Origin of the sequence: Brevundimonas sp. A19_0 (genome assembly GCF_017744255.1) — a bacterium.
In the GTDB taxonomy this organism is placed as follows: Bacteria; Pseudomonadota; Alphaproteobacteria; order Caulobacterales; family Caulobacteraceae; genus Brevundimonas.
In genome coordinates this window covers 17,196-31,070 of the sequence record NZ_JAGHQP010000009.1, presented here as the reverse complement: position 1 = coordinate 31,070, position 13,875 = coordinate 17,196, and the positions used below count along the sequence as shown (strand labels likewise).

Genomic DNA, 13,875 nt, shown 5'->3' with positions numbered 1-13,875 from the left:
ATTGCCGCATGGGGTGGCGAGGTCCGGTCTGCGGGTCTAAATCTCCCGGCAAGGGAGAAACGCACCATGACGCGATCCAACGCGCCCACCTACATGCCGGGCTTTGGCAATCACTTCTCGACCGAGGCGGTGCCGGGCGCCTTGCCGGTCGGGCAGAACTCGCCGCAAAAGACGCCGCTGGGGCTTTATGCCGAGCAGCTGTCGGGCACGGCCTTTACTGCCCCGCGCACCGAGAACCGCCGCAGCTGGCTGTATCGCCTGCGGCCGTCGGCCCAGCACCCGGCCTATCAGAAGATCGACCGCGGCCTGATCCGGTCCGGTCCGTTCGATGAGGTGCCGCCCAATCCCAACCGCATGCGCTGGAACCCGCTTCCGGTGCCGGAAACGCCGACCGACTGGGTCGAGGGGCTGGTGACCTACGCCGGGAATGGCGATCCGGACGCCGACGCGGGGATCGGCATCCACCTGTATGCCGCCAACCGGTCGATGACCGACCGGGTCTTCTATTCCGCCGACGGCGAACTGCTGATCGTGCCCCAGCAGGGGGCACACCGCTTCGTGACCGAGTTCGGCATTGTCGAGGCGGAGCCCGGCCATGTGGTCCTGATCCCGCGCGGGGTGCGGTTCCGGGTCGAGCTGTTCGGGCCGTCGCGCGGCTATATCTGTGAAAACTACGGGGCGGCCTTCCGCATTCCGGACCTGGGCCCAATCGGCGCCAACGGCCTCGCCAATCCCCGTGACTTCGAGACGCCGGTCGCGGCCTTCGAGGATGTGGATCGCCCGACCGAGTGCATCCAGAAATATGGAGGCGAGCTGTGGACCACGACCTTTGACCACAGTCCGCTGGACGTTGTGGCCTGGCACGGCAACTATGCCCCCTGTCGCTATGACACGGCGCGCTTCAACACCATCAACACGGTCAGCTACGACCATCCGGACCCGTCGATCTTCACGGTGCTGACCAGCCCGTCGGACACACCCGGGACGGCGAACTGTGACTTTGTCATCTTCCCGCCCCGGTGGATGGTGGCCGAGGACACCTTCCGCCCGCCGTGGTTCCACCGGAACGTCATGAGCGAGTTCATGGGGCTGGTGACCGGGGCCTATGACGCCAAGGCCGACGGCTTTGCCCCCGGCGGCGCCTCGCTGCACAACCGGATGAGCGGGCACGGACCGGACCAGGCGACCTATGAGGCCGCGGTGGCCGCAGACCTGACGCCGCACAAGATCGAAGGCACCCTGGCCTTCATGTTCGAGACCCGGGCCCCGATCCGCGTCACGAAATGGGCGGAATCCAGTCCCCTGATGCAGCTGGACTATGACGACTGCTGGTCCGGCTTCGAAAAGGGCCGGGTCTGACGCATCAGGGAGTGACGAGGATGAGCCGGATGACACATATGGCCGGGGTGCTGGCCGGATTGGTGCTGCTGGCGGGGCCCGGGCTAACCTCGTGTATGGGGCAACCGATGACGCCGGAGCAGCGGGCTGAGGCTGACTGTTCCGCCCGCGGCGGCAAGATGCAGCGGGTGGGACGCCTGCAGAGCCTGCAGTGCGTGATCCAGTATTCCGACGCGGGCAAGACCTGTCGGGATGCGGCCGACTGTCAGGGCGACTGCCGGGTGCCGGGCAATGTGATTGTGGACGACGGCCGCGCGGTCGACGGCCAGTGCACGGCCGATTCCAACCGCTTCGGCTGCTACACCCGGGTCGAGAACGGCCGGGCGACCGCCGCCATCTGCGTCGACTGATACCCTGCACGGGCAAATGAAAACCGGCCGGACATTGCTCTCCGGCCGGTTTGTCATGTCAGCCTGTGACGGGGCCTCCGCAGAGGCCCCGCGGCCGGATCAGTAGCGGATCCGCAGGGTCATGCCATAGGTGCGCGGAGCACCCAGGAAGGCATCGATGGTCTGGGTGTCCAGCGCCGGGTTGTAGAAGGTCCCGTTCGGCTGGACAGTCGTCTGGAACGCCGAGCCTTGCAGCGGGGCGTTGTAGGCGACTTGGGTATATTCCTCATCCGTCAGGTTCTGGGCCCAGATGTCCAGCATCCAGCGCTCGTCTTCCGTACCGATCGAGATCCGGCCGTTCACCATGGTGAAGGCGTCCTGCGACTTGGTGGGCAGCAGGTCAGAGCCGGTGTTGTAGTCGCTCATGTATTTGGCCGACAGCGAGAAGCCGCCGCGCAGGCCGCCGCCCAGGTTGCGGTCAAAGTTCAGCGAGGCCGAACCGGACCATTCCGGAGCGAACGAGGCCGTGGCGCCCGGCAGCAGCGACAGCTGCGGGAAGTTCGCCGGGTTGGCCAGATCGGCCGCGACGAACTCGCCGTACTGGCTCTCGGTGTAGGTCACGCCGCCCGAGAAGGTCAGGCCCTCGATGGGCGAGAACCACAGGAAGTCGGCGTCGACACCGCGCGAGGTCAGCTCGGGGATGGATTCCACCACGAAGGCGGTGCCCAGGAAGGTGTTGAGCTGGAAGTCCTCGAAGGTCTGGTCGAAGTAGGTGGCGTTCAGCAGCAGGGTGCGGTTCAGCAGGGTCATCTTGACCCCCGCCTCATAGCTGTCGACCACTTCCGACGGGAACAGCAGGCTGGCGGTCGGGGTGATGCCCGACTGCACGCGGTCCAGGTTGTAGCCGAAGCTCTTGTAGCCGCGGGCATAGGACACATAGGCCATGACCGACTCATTGAGACGGTACGACGCCTTGATGGTGCCGCTCAGTTCGCTGTCGTCGAAGGATTCCGACACCGTGCGGTTGTTGAAGGCGGCGTTCGACCAGGGCAGGCAGAAGTTCCCGAGGATGGTCGAGGCGCTGGCCCCCAGAACCGTGCCGATGGCGCCGGCATTGGCCAGCGCACGGGCGCAGGTGGTCCCGTTGCCGTTCACGTTCATCTGCTGACCGTCGACGGACTTTTCGTCCATCGTGTAGCGCAGACCCAGAGTGATATCGAACTGGTCGGTCAGCCGGAAGGTGTTGTTGGTGAACACGGCGATCGAGGTCGATTCCTGCTCATAGGTGTCGGCATAGCCGGCGCCGACCGTGAAGCCGATGCCGCCCGTGCCGCCGAGCGCACCACCGGTGCCGAGGCAGGTCTGCAGGCCGACCGCCGTCTGCGACGGAGCGGTGAAGCAGGGGATGATGCCCGGGCTGATCGGGATCAGCGGGTTGGCGCCGTTCAGACGGGCGCTGAGCAGCAGCGACAGGAACGGGGTGTAGTCGGCCCCATAGTTCCAGGCATCGGCGCGGGTGATGTCTTCCTGGGTGGCGAAGAAGCCGACCAGCCAGTCCAGACGGTCAGTCGAACCGGCCAGGCGGAATTCCTGGGTCAGGTTCTCGACGCCGTAGCCGTACTCACCGTCATCGAAGCGATAGGCGATGTCGGCACCGGTGTAGTCGATGTCCTGGCCCTGATCGCCGGTCCACTTCCGCCACGACGTCAGCGACGTCAGGGTGGCGTTCATCGACGGCATGTCGAAATTGGCCTCCAGCGAGACGCCGCGATCCTCGACGCGCTGGCCGGTGCTGCGGTTGGCATAGGCCAGACGCGAGAAGGGCAGGGGGCCGAAGCCGGTGGCCGGCGGAGTCTGGCCGTTGCCGGTCGAGAGCATGTCCACAAACGGATAGGTCGGACCGACACGGGTCTGGACGCCCACGCAGCAGTATTCGTCGCGCGACGAATAGTCGGCGATGAAACGGAACGAGGCGGTATCGGACGGCAGCCACAGCAGCTGGCCACGGATGGTCCAGAAATCCTTGTTGGCGTCGTCGGTCTGGGTGCGCGGGCCGTCGCCGGTGTCGACCTCGTAGAAGCCGTCACGCTCGCTGACGCCGGCGTAGAGGCGCATGGCCAGGGTGTCGCTCAGCGGGCCGGTGACCGAGCCGTTCAGCGAACGGGCACCGTAGTTGCCGACCGTGATTTCCGCATTGTAGCCCGGGGTGAACGAGGGCTGCTCGGTGATGATGTTGATGACGCCGGCCGAGGTATTCTTGCCGAACAGGGTGCCCTGCGGGCCCTTCAGCACCTCGATGCGCTGCAGTTCGCCCAGGTCGCCGAAGCCGACGGAGTTCCGCGAGCGATAGACGCCGTCGATCACCACGCCGACCGAGCTCTCGAGGCCGGGGTTGTCACCCACGGTGCCGACGCCGCGGATACGGGCGGTGGTGGACGTTTCCGACGAGGTCGAGGTGACCGTCATGCCGGGGGTAAGGATCTGCAGATCCTTGATGTCGCTGACGCCCGCGTCCTGCAGGGTTTCCTGCGACAGGGTCGTGACCACGATCGGCACGTCCTGCAGGTTCTGCTCTCGCTTCTGGGCGGTAACGATGATGTCGTCGACCGTGGTTTCCTGTGCCGAGGCGATTCCGGCGAAACCGAAAGTCACGGCACCGACGACGGCGGCGGACGCAGTGGTACGAAGAAGGGTAGTGAGGCGCATGCTGGCTCCCGGCTTGATGCCCGACGGGGCTTAGGCCGCCGAGCCGTTTCCTGATCCCGTGGACCTGCCCTTCTCCGGGGCGAGGATCCTCCGACCCTTGGGGTAATCCAAGCCGGGGTCAGCGACAAGGCAAACGCCCTGTCGCCGCCGGGTTTTGGCCGTGTGGTGGACCTGACTGTGACGCAAAAGCGACAGAAACCGGTGACCCTACGTCAATATTCATCTAATGTTTGACAGTATCCGGGGCGGCTTCGGCCAATTCCTTGCGTTTCCGGATACGCGCCGCCGCGTTGAGCACCAGGCAGCCCGCGATGGCCGACAGGATGGAGCCGCCCAGCACGCCCAGCTTCACCTCGGTCTGGGCGACGGAGTCGATATCCCCGGGGAAGGCCAGAATCCCGATGAACAGGCTCATGGTGAAGCCCAGCCCGCAGAGCAGGGCGACGCCATAGACCTCCAGCCAGGTCGACCGCGTGGGTTTGGCGCCGATCTTCAGCCAGGAGGCCAGGCGTGCGGCCCCGAACACCCCGATCTGCTTGCCGAAGAACAGGCCCAGCGCGATGCCGACGACGAGGGGCGCGAACGCCTGCTCCAGCGACAGGCCCTGGAAGGAGACGCCGGCCTTGGCGAAGGCAAACAGCGGCAGGACGAGGAAGGCCACATAGGGGTGGAGGTCATGCATGGCCTCCTTGAGCGGGCTCTGGTTGTCCTCGCGGCGCGGGCGAACCGGCACGATCATGGCAAAGGCCACGGCCGTCAGCGAGGTCGACAGGCCGGACTCGACCGTCAGATACCAGACCGCGAGGAAACCGAAGACCCAGAAGGGCGCCGGAATCTTCATTCGCTGTGCCCAGACGGCGCCGATCGCCAGCAGGCCGGCGGCCCACAGCAGCGGGGTCACCACCATCTCGCGGCTGAACAGGATGGCGATCAGGGCGATGGCGCCCAGGTCGTCCACGATGGCCAGAGTCAGCAGGAAGATGCGGAGCGACGGCGGCAGGCCCCGCGCCACCATGGCGAAGACCGCGAGCGCAAAGGCAATGTCCGTGGCCAGCGGGATGGGCCATCCGCCCGTGGGGGCGCCCAGCACACCCACGACCGCCATATAGACGAGGGCCGGGCCGACCATGCCGCCCAGCGCCGCAATGATAGGCGTCGCCAGTTTCTTGGGATCGCTGAGTTCACCGCGCAGGATCTCGTATTTGATCTCGAGCCCGACGACGAGAAAGAAGACCGCCATCAGGCCTTCCTTGATCCAGGTCGAAATCTGCTCTTCCAGCCGGATCGGGCCGATCTGGACGACGTGATAGCTCTTGAGCCAGGCGAAATAGTCCGCCGACCACCAGGAATTGGCCACGATCAGGGCCGCCAGCGCCGCGATGCCGAGCACGGCCCCCGACGCGGTCTCGGTTCTCAGGAAGTCGAGCGTGTTCTTACGCGCCATCAGGCTCTCCGCTTCTAGCTACAGATCTTTGCGTGGCGACCGGTTGTCGACGGTTGCCGGACCGGATTCACCTGACCGCGAGGGTCAGACGCCGGCCAGACTCCTTCGGCCGCGACCGGGGGGAGCCTGATGCGTGGCCCTACCTATAAGGTCCCGAGAGCCGCGTTCAAGCCATTTGGGCTTGTTTGCGGGCAGGGGCCGGCGCATCTGCGGGGCATGCCCGTCGATCCTGCGTACCAGCCCGCTCCCCGTTTCCATGCCCTGGGCGACGAATTCTTCGATCCCGTGCGCGCCGCCGACCTGCCGTTGAAGGCCGTGCGTTTCCGCAATGATGCGGCGGCCGCGACTGTCGGTCTGGCGGGTCTGAGTGAAGCCGAATGGCGGGCGCATTTCGGACGGTTCGAGCCCCTGCCGGGACAGCCGGGCCCGATGGCCATGCGCTACCACGGCCACCAGTTCCGCACCTACAACCCCGATCTGGGCGACGGACGGGGCTTTCTGGCGGCCCAGCTTCTGGATGCTCGGGGGCGGCTGATGGATCTGGGCACCAAGGGCTCGGGCCAGACCCCATGGTCGCGCGGCGCCGACGGGCGACTGACGCTGAAGGGCGGAATGCGTGAGGTGCTGGCCGCCGAAATGCTGGACTCCCTGGGTGTGCCGACCAGCCGCGCCCTGTCGCTGATCGAAACGGAGGAGGCGCTGGAACGCGGCGACGAGCCCTCGCCGACGCGGGCCGCTGTGCTGGTCCGGCTGTCGCACAGCCACATTCGCTTCGGCACCTTCCAGCGCACAGCCTATCTGGAGCGCCCCGATCTGACGGCGGCCCTGGTCGAGCACGCGCGGGCGAACTATCACCCGACCGTCGCCGAGGGAGATGTGCCGGCCCTGATGGAGGCTGTGGTCGCGGCCTCGGCCCGTCTGACGGCCCGCTGGGTGGCGGCGGGCTTCGTCCATGGTGTGCTGAACACCGACAATCTGAATGTCACGGGCGAGAGTTTCGACTATGGCCCATGGCGGTTCCTGCCTCATTATGAGCCCGGCTTCACCGCCGCCTATTTCGACCAGTTCGGCCTCTATGCCTTTGCCCGACAGCCCGAGGCGGTGTTCTGGGCCCTGACCCAGCTGGGTGGCGCGCTGAAGCCGATTGCGGAGGTTGAGCCCCTGACCGCCGCGCTCAACACCTTCGGGCCCCGCTACATCGCCGAGCTGCGCCTCGCCTTCCTCGAACGGCTGGGGGTGAAGTCCCTGGGCGAGGCGGCCGACCAGCGGCTGGTCGATACCACTCTTGCCCTGCTGCGGGATGGGGGCGAGGCCCTGCGGTGGGAGCCGCTGTTCCACGACTGGTTCTGTGGCTTCTCCTCGTCCGAACGGGCGCTGCGGGGACCGCGGGCGCGCCTGTATCAGGGTGAGGCCTTCGACGCCTTCCGCTTTGCCCTGTTCGAACACGAACCGGACCGACCCGAGCGCCTGGCCCATCCCGTCTTTGCGGCAGCCGAGCCCGAGGAAATGCTGATCGATGAGGTCGAGGCCCTCTGGGCCGCGATAGACCAGGGCGACGACTGGTCGCCGTTCCACGCCAAGATCGACAGGCTGAGGGCGGCCCGCGCGGCCCGGCAGGGTTAACCGCCCGGAAAGCCCGTCGGGATTACACATCCGTATGGATACGGCCACGCTTTGGCCGTGGACCCGGCGCAGAAGGCGATCACGGATGGTTACGCTCACGCTTCGCACCCTTGCGGGACAGGCTCGCCGTTCCGACATCGACACTGTTACCAATAAAGCGAAGCCCCTCCCCGGGCCAAAGACAATGCACTCTCGGACCTATCCCACGGCGCAGGCGCGCCTGAACGCCAGCTATCTGAACCTGACCCTGTGGACCCTGCAGGGCTGGGTCGCGATGTTCTTCATCGCGGCCGGTTACGCCAAGCTGACCGAACCGCTTACCACCCTGACGGCGCTGATGGGCTGGCCGCAGTATGTGCCGGTCGACCTCGTGCGGGGCGTGGGTCTGGCCGAGGTCGTTCTGGCGCTCATGGTGCTGACGCCGCTGATCAGCTGGAAGATCGGGCGTCCCCTGCTGGTCGTCGCGGCGGCGGGCCTGCTCGTCCTCCAGACGGTCATGATGAGCGTGCACATCGTGATGGGCGATGTCGGCCATACGGTCGTCAATCTGGCCCTGATCCTGGCGACCGCGCCGCTGCTGTGGTTCCGGATGCGCGAGGCCTGCCCGCTCCGTCAGGCGCCCTTCGCCCGGCAACGGTCCGAGCAGAATTTCACCTGATCCCAGTCGCGCGCCCATTTGCGGCGCCAGCTGAACGGACGGCCACAGGCCGGGCAGACCTTCTCCGGAAGGTCTGCCTTTGCCGTGCCCCGGTCATTGACGTGACGTCGCGTCATCAAAAAGCTTCCCTTTACGTGCGCGTCAAGTTATGACGCAGGCATGGCCAGTGCCGACGATCATCGCACCTATTCCATCCGCCAGCTGTGCCGAGAATTCGGCGCGACCGCGCGGGCCCTGCGCTTCTATGAGGACAAGGGCCTGCTCACGCCGGCGCGCAAGGGCCAGACCCGCGTCTATTCCGCGCGCGACCGGGCGCGGCTGAAGCTGATCCTGCGGGGGCGCCGCATCGGCTTCTCGCTGCAGGAGATTCAGGAGATGCTGGATCTGTATGACCACAACGACCACAACGTGCACCAGATGGCGGTCGCCCTGCGCCGTCATCGCGCCCAGATCGAGGCCCTGAAGCAGCAGCGTCTGGACCTCGACGAGGCCATCGCCACGGCCGAGGAAGCCTGCCGCGTCATGGAGCAGCGCCTGGGCCAGTATCGGCCCGACCTGTTGCCCGGCGCCGAGGAATACGCCAGCCTGCTCAAAGCCCGCCTCAACCCCGACCACGGAGCTGTGCCGCCCGCGCACAGTCTTCACACCCCCCTTGCCCATTCCCAGAAGCCGAGAGTCTGACCCATGGCCTACAAGGCGCCTGTCCGCGACCTGACCTTTGTGCTGAACGAAGTGCTCGAGATCGACCGCTATTCCAACCAGACGGGATTTGCCGAGGTCAGTTCCGATCTCGTCCAGCAGATCCTCGAGGAAGGCGCCAAATTCGCCGAGGAGGTCATCGCCCCGCTGAACAAGGTCGGCGATCAGGAAGGCTGCACGTGGGATAACGGCAAGGTCACCGGCCCGACGGGCTGGAAGGAAGCCTATCAGCAGATGGTCGAGGCCGGCTGGCCCGGCCTGTCGTCCGACCCCGAATTCGGCGGTCAGGGCATGCCGGCCATCGTGGGCATGGCGTTCGGCCAGTTCACGGCAGCGGCCTCTCCGGCGTTCTCGATGTATCCGGGCCTGACCCACGGCTGCTACGAGGCGCTGCACGCCAACGGCTCGGACGCGCAGAAGGCCACCTATCTGCCCAAACTGGCGACCGGCGAATGGGGCGGCACCATGAACCTGACCGAGCCGCAGTGCGGCACGGACCTGGGCCTGATCCGCACCAAGGCGGTGCCGAACGGGGACGGCAGCTACAACATCACCGGCCAGAAGATCTGGATCTCGTCGGGCGAGCACGACTTCACCGACAACATCATCCACCTGGTGCTGGCCCGCATCGAGGGCGCGCCGGCGGGCATCAAGGGCATCAGCCTGTTCGTCGTGCCGAAATTCTTCGTCAATGAGGACGGCTCGGTCGGCGACCGCAATGAGGGCGTCCAGTGCGCCGGCCTCGAGCACAAGATGGGCATCCACGGCAACGCCACCTGCGTGATGTCGTACGAGAACGCGAAGGGCTGGCTGGTCGGCACCGAGAACAAGGGCATGGCGGCCATGTTCGTCATGATGAACGAGGCGCGTCTGGGCACCGGCCTGCAGGGTCACTCGATCGGAACCGCCGCCTATCAGGCCGCCGTCGAATTCGCCAGGGACCGCCTGCAGGGCCGTTCGCTGACCGGGCCGAAGAATGCCGACGGTCCGGCCGATCCGATCATCGTCCACCCCGACGTGCGGCGCATGCTGCTGGAAGCCAAGGCCTATGTCGAAGGCGGCCAGGCCTTCATCCTGTGGACCGCGCTGCAGGCCGACCTGCAGCGGTCGGACGATGAGGCGACCGCGCAGAAGGCCCGCGACTACATGGGCCTGATCACCCCGGTGGTGAAGGCTTTCCTGACCGACCGCGGCTTCCACGTGGCCTCGCTGGCCATGCAGGTGCACGGCGGCTCGGGCTACACCGAACACTTCCCCGCCAGCCAGTATCTGCGCGATGCGCGCATCACCATGATCTACGAGGGCACCAACGGCGTGCAGGCCCTCGACCTCGTGGGCCGCAAGCTGCCGGCCAACGGCGGCCGGGCGGTCATGACCTGGTTCGGCGAGATCGACGCCTTCGTGTCGGACAATGCCGGCAACGAGGCCGTCAAACCCTTCATCGACGGACTGGCCGACGCCAAGAAGAAGCTGCAGGAGGCCACCATGTGGCTGATGCAGAACGGCATGCAAAATCCGGACAACGCGGGTGCCGCCTCGACCGACTATCTGCACATCTTCGGTCTGACCGCCATGGCCTATGTCTGGGCCCAGATGGCGATCGCCGCGCATAAGGCCATCGACGGCGGATCGGACGATCCCTTCTACGCCACCAAGCTGCAGACCGGCCGCTATTTCGTCGAGCGCATCCTGCCCGACGCCGGTTCGCACCTGGCCAAGCTGAAGACCGGCGCCGAGGTCCTGATGCAGATGCCGGCAGAGGCGTTCTGACTTGGTTGAAGGCAGATGCCCCGTTTGTGGCTATGCCGACGGTTTGAGTTCGGAAGAACGCTATCAGGCAATTTGCCCGTGTTGCGGCGTTCAGTTCGGTTACGATGACGCTGGGAATGGCGCATCCCATGCCGATCTGCGTCGTCGATGGATCGCGGCCGGAATGCACTGGTGGTCTCGTTCCCTGCCCCCTCCGCCCGACTGGAATCCGCGCCAGCAGCTGACCCTGACCTTCTCTGGAGACCCGGAATGAACATCCTCAACAGCCCCGATCCCGACTTCATGCAGGACGAGGAGATCACCCTCTTCTCCGATTCCGTCGGCAAGTGGATCGACGAGCATGCGCCTCCGGAAAAGGTGCAGGAGTGGATCGCCAACTCCTCGGTCCCGCGCGAGCTGTGGACCCAGGCGGGTGAGGCCGGCCTGCTGGGCCTGTCGATGCCCGAGGAAGACGGCGGCATGGGCGGCGACTATCGCCACGAGGTCGTGCTGATGCGTCAGCTGGGCTGGAAGGGCGCGGACCACTTCGGCATCTCGCTGCACAACGCCATCGTCGCCCCTTACATCTGGCACTATGGCACCGAGGAGCAGAAGGCCCGCTGGCTGCCGAAGCTGGCCTCGGGCGAGCTGGTCGGCGCCATCGCCATGACCGAGCCGGGCGCAGGCTCCGACCTGCAGGGCGTCAAGACGACCGCCATCAAACAGGGCAACCAGTATGTGGTGAACGGGTCCAAGACCTTCATCACCAATGGCCAGCTGGCGAACTTCATCATCGTGGTGGCCAAGACCGATCCGTCGGAAGGGGCCAAGGGCACCAGCCTGATCGTGGTCGAGACCGACGGCGCCGAAGGCTTTGAGCGCGGGCGGAACCTCCACAAGATCGGCATGGAGGGCAATGACACCTCCGAGCTGTTCTTCAACGATGTGAAGGTGCCGGGCGAGAACATCATCGGCGGCGTCGAGGGCCAGGGCTTCGTCCAGCTGATGCAGCAGTTGCCGCAGGAACGCCTGAACATCGCCGTCCAGGGCGTGGCCGCTGCCGAGCGGGGCCTCTCCGAGACCATCGCCTACGTCAAGGAACGCAAGGCGTTCGGCAAGCGCGTCATCGAGTTCCAGAACACCCAGTTCAAACTGGCCGAGGTCAAGACCAAGCTGACGGTGGCCAAGGTGTTCGTCGACCACTGCATGGGCCTGCACCTGCAAGGCAAGCTGGATGCGGCGACCGCCTCCATGGCCAAATACTGGGTGACCGACATCCAGGGCGAGACCATCGACGAGATGCTCCAGCTGCACGGCGGCTATGGCTATATGAACGAATATCCGATCGCCCAGCTGTACAAGGATGCCCGCGTCCAGCGCATCTATGGCGGCACGAACGAGATCATGAAGCTGCTGATCGCCCGGACGCTTTAGTGCCTGACAATCTGATTTTTTCGGATGGGAACTATGAGGTGTTCCAACGCAAGGGCATCCTCGGGCGTCGGCTCCTTCTCCGCTACGACACCGGGGATCTATTCGGTACCATCCGGACAGATCACATCAGCGCAGGTGAGGCGGAACGGGTCATGGCAGGGGCAGGGCACGACGTCGTCATGGAGTTGAAGCTAAAGCTGGGGTGGTAGTCCGTTGGCTTGGGGCAGGCCGAGTCCTCCCATGAACGGTTCGCCGCTCCCCGACCTACCGCGCCATCCGCCCGTCGTTCAGGGCCTCGGGCTCAAACGGGAAGGCGATCGCCGGGTCGACCGGGCGGGTCGTGACGCTGAGGCCGTGCACGCCGAGGCGCTCCACCAGATGGCGCATGACGTTCAGGCGAGCCTGCTTCTTGTCGTCGGTGGCGACGATCAGCCACGGCGCGAGCGGCGTATGGCTGCGCAGCAGCATGGTGTCGCGGGCCTCGGAATAGGCGTGCCAGCGCTTCTGGGCCTCGGCGTCCAGCGGCGAGGTCTTGAAGTGTTTGAGCGGGTCCTCGACCCTGGCCTCAAGTCGCCGCGCCTGCTCGTCCTTGGTGATGTCCAGCCAGATCTTGATCGGGACGATATTGGCCTCGGTCAGCATGGCCTCGAAGGCGGGCACGTCGCGGATGAAGTCGGACTGTTCCTCTGCGGTCGAGAACCCCATCACCACCTCGACCCCCGCCCGATTGTACCAGGAGCGGTTGAAGACCACGATCTCGCCCGCCGCCGGGAGATGGGCGACATAGCGCTGGAAATACCACTGGGTCTGCTCGCGGTCGCTCGGCTTGGGCAGGGACACGACCCGGGTCTGGCGCGGGGCCATGTGCTCGGTCACGCGCTTGATGGCGCCATCCTTGCCGGCGGTGTCGCGCCCCTCGAACAGGATCAGCACCTTGCGGCCCTCGGCGATCAGGCGGGCCTGGCTCTCGACCAGCGCGATCTGGAGGGTGCGCAGCTCGGCCTTGTAGGCCTGTTTTTTCTTTCCCATGGCTGACACTGGAGCCAAGGCGGTCGATAGATGCAAGGGAAACCCGCCGCAGCTCCCGATCACCTGTTCATGATCCGCCTCTACATCCCCCAGCCCCTGTCGCCCGGAGCGGCCCTGGCCCCAGGCCTCGACCAATCGCGCTATCTGACCCAGGTCATGCGGCTGAAGGCCGGCGACGACCTGCTGGTCTTCAATGGGGCCGACGGCGAGTGGCGCTGCTCGGTGGCTGAGGTGCTGAAGCGGGGTGTCGTTCTGAAGGCCGAAGAGCGGGCGCGGGACCAGATCCTGCCGCCGGATGTCGAGCTGCTCATGGCCGCCGTGAAGAAGAGCCCGCTGGAGTTCGCGGTCGAGAAGGCTACCGAACTGGGGGTGCGCCGCATCCGGCTGGTGCGCACCGAACGCACCCAGCCCCAAAATCTGCGTCTGGACCGGCTGGAGACCATAGCGGTGGAATCCGCTGAACAGACGGGCCGCATTGATGTGCCGGACATCCTGGCCCCGGAGCCGCTCGAGGCTGTGCTCGACGGCTGGAATCCCGACCGGCGCCTGATGTTCTGTGACGAGACGGGCGGCCCGCCGGCGAAGGTGGCATTGCCGCAAGCCGGCGGCACCAGCTGGGGCATAGTGATCGGGCCGGAGGGCGGCTTTTCTCCGTCGGAGCGGCAGCGGCTTCGAGAGCTGCCGTTCACCACGCCCGTGTCGCTGGGCCCGCGTGTCCTGCGCGCCGACACGGCGGCGACTGTGGCGCTCGCCCTGTGGCAGGCGAGCCTGGGCGACTGGGAGCGATGAGGCCACTTGTGCCCGTC

The 13,875-nt window shown here is 66.1% G+C and carries 12 protein-coding genes; 8 read left to right on the top strand and 4 right to left on the bottom strand.

The annotated features are described in order from the left end of the window. Nucleotides 1-66 precede the first annotated feature (66 nt). Nucleotides 67-1,359, top strand: coding sequence for a homogentisate 1,2-dioxygenase (hmgA, locus tag J7346_RS09585; RefSeq protein ID WP_209119695.1), 1,293 nt, complete (start codon nucleotides 67-69; stop codon nucleotides 1,357-1,359). A gap of 20 nt (nucleotides 1,360-1,379) precedes the next feature. Then, the gene (locus J7346_RS09580) at nucleotides 1,380-1,748 is read left to right on the top strand and encodes a hypothetical protein (protein WP_209119694.1); all 369 of its coding nucleotides are present in this window, start codon (nucleotides 1,380-1,382) and stop codon (nucleotides 1,746-1,748) included. A gap of 99 nt (nucleotides 1,749-1,847) precedes the next feature. Here the strand turns inward: J7346_RS09580 and J7346_RS09575 are convergent, their stop codons facing one another. Beyond that, nucleotides 1,848-4,433 carry a TonB-dependent receptor gene (locus tag J7346_RS09575; protein WP_209119693.1) on the bottom strand — a complete coding sequence of 862 codons (2,586 nt, stop codon included), beginning with the start codon at nucleotides 4,431-4,433 and terminating at the stop codon, nucleotides 1,848-1,850. A 223-nt stretch (nucleotides 4,434-4,656) separates the two neighbouring features. Continuing rightward, the gene (gene nhaA / locus J7346_RS09570; protein ID WP_209119692.1) at nucleotides 4,657-5,877 is read right to left on the bottom strand and encodes a Na+/H+ antiporter NhaA; all 1,221 of its coding nucleotides are present in this window, start codon (nucleotides 5,875-5,877) and stop codon (nucleotides 4,657-4,659) included. 216 nt (nucleotides 5,878-6,093) lie between these two features. Between nhaA and J7346_RS09565 the strand changes: the two genes are divergently transcribed. Both J7346_RS09565 and J7346_RS09560 read left to right on the top strand, forming a co-directional pair. Then, nucleotides 6,094-7,500, top strand: a complete 1,407-nt coding sequence (locus J7346_RS09565) for a protein adenylyltransferase SelO family protein (RefSeq protein WP_209119691.1) — start codon at nucleotides 6,094-6,096, stop codon at nucleotides 7,498-7,500. 184 nt (nucleotides 7,501-7,684) lie between these two features. After that, complete coding sequence (locus J7346_RS09560; protein WP_209119690.1) at nucleotides 7,685-8,158, top strand: DoxX family protein; 474 nt, start codon at nucleotides 7,685-7,687, stop codon at nucleotides 8,156-8,158. On the opposite strand, the gene J7346_RS09555 is transcribed toward J7346_RS09560, so the two are convergent. After that, nucleotides 8,113-8,274 (bottom strand): DUF2256 domain-containing protein, encoded by a 162-nt coding sequence (locus tag J7346_RS09555; protein ID WP_209119689.1) that lies wholly within the window; start codon nucleotides 8,272-8,274, stop codon nucleotides 8,113-8,115. The genes J7346_RS09560 and J7346_RS09555 overlap by 46 nt on opposite strands. A 43-nt stretch (nucleotides 8,275-8,317) precedes the next feature. On the opposite strand from J7346_RS09555, the gene J7346_RS09550 reads away from it, so the two are divergent. The 3 genes from J7346_RS09550 (at nucleotide 8,318) to J7346_RS09540 (ending at nucleotide 12,040) form a co-directional block, all read left to right on the top strand. Next, nucleotides 8,318-8,839 carry a MerR family DNA-binding transcriptional regulator gene (locus tag J7346_RS09550; protein ID WP_209119688.1) on the top strand — a complete coding sequence of 174 codons (522 nt, stop codon included), beginning with the start codon at nucleotides 8,318-8,320 and terminating at the stop codon, nucleotides 8,837-8,839. A 3-nt stretch (nucleotides 8,840-8,842) separates the two neighbouring features. Then, entirely contained in the window at nucleotides 8,843-10,627 is a 1,785-nt protein-coding gene (locus J7346_RS09545; RefSeq protein ID WP_209119687.1) for an acyl-CoA dehydrogenase C-terminal domain-containing protein, read from the top strand. Between the two features lie 249 nt (nucleotides 10,628-10,876). Then, the gene (locus J7346_RS09540; RefSeq protein ID WP_209119686.1) at nucleotides 10,877-12,040 is read left to right on the top strand and encodes an acyl-CoA dehydrogenase family protein; all 1,164 of its coding nucleotides are present in this window, start codon (nucleotides 10,877-10,879) and stop codon (nucleotides 12,038-12,040) included. A gap of 264 nt (nucleotides 12,041-12,304) precedes the next feature. On the opposite strand, the gene ppk2 is transcribed toward J7346_RS09540, so the two are convergent. Then, entirely contained in the window at nucleotides 12,305-13,069 is a 765-nt protein-coding gene (gene ppk2, locus J7346_RS09535; RefSeq protein WP_209119685.1) for a polyphosphate kinase 2, read from the bottom strand. Nucleotides 13,070-13,138: 69 nt separating this feature from the next. Between ppk2 and J7346_RS09530 the strand changes: the two genes are divergently transcribed. Beyond that, nucleotides 13,139-13,858: a 16S rRNA (uracil(1498)-N(3))-methyltransferase gene (locus J7346_RS09530; RefSeq protein ID WP_209119766.1), complete on the top strand. Its 720-nt coding sequence runs from the start codon at nucleotides 13,139-13,141 to the stop codon at nucleotides 13,856-13,858. The last annotated feature ends 17 nt before the right edge of the window (nucleotides 13,859-13,875 follow it).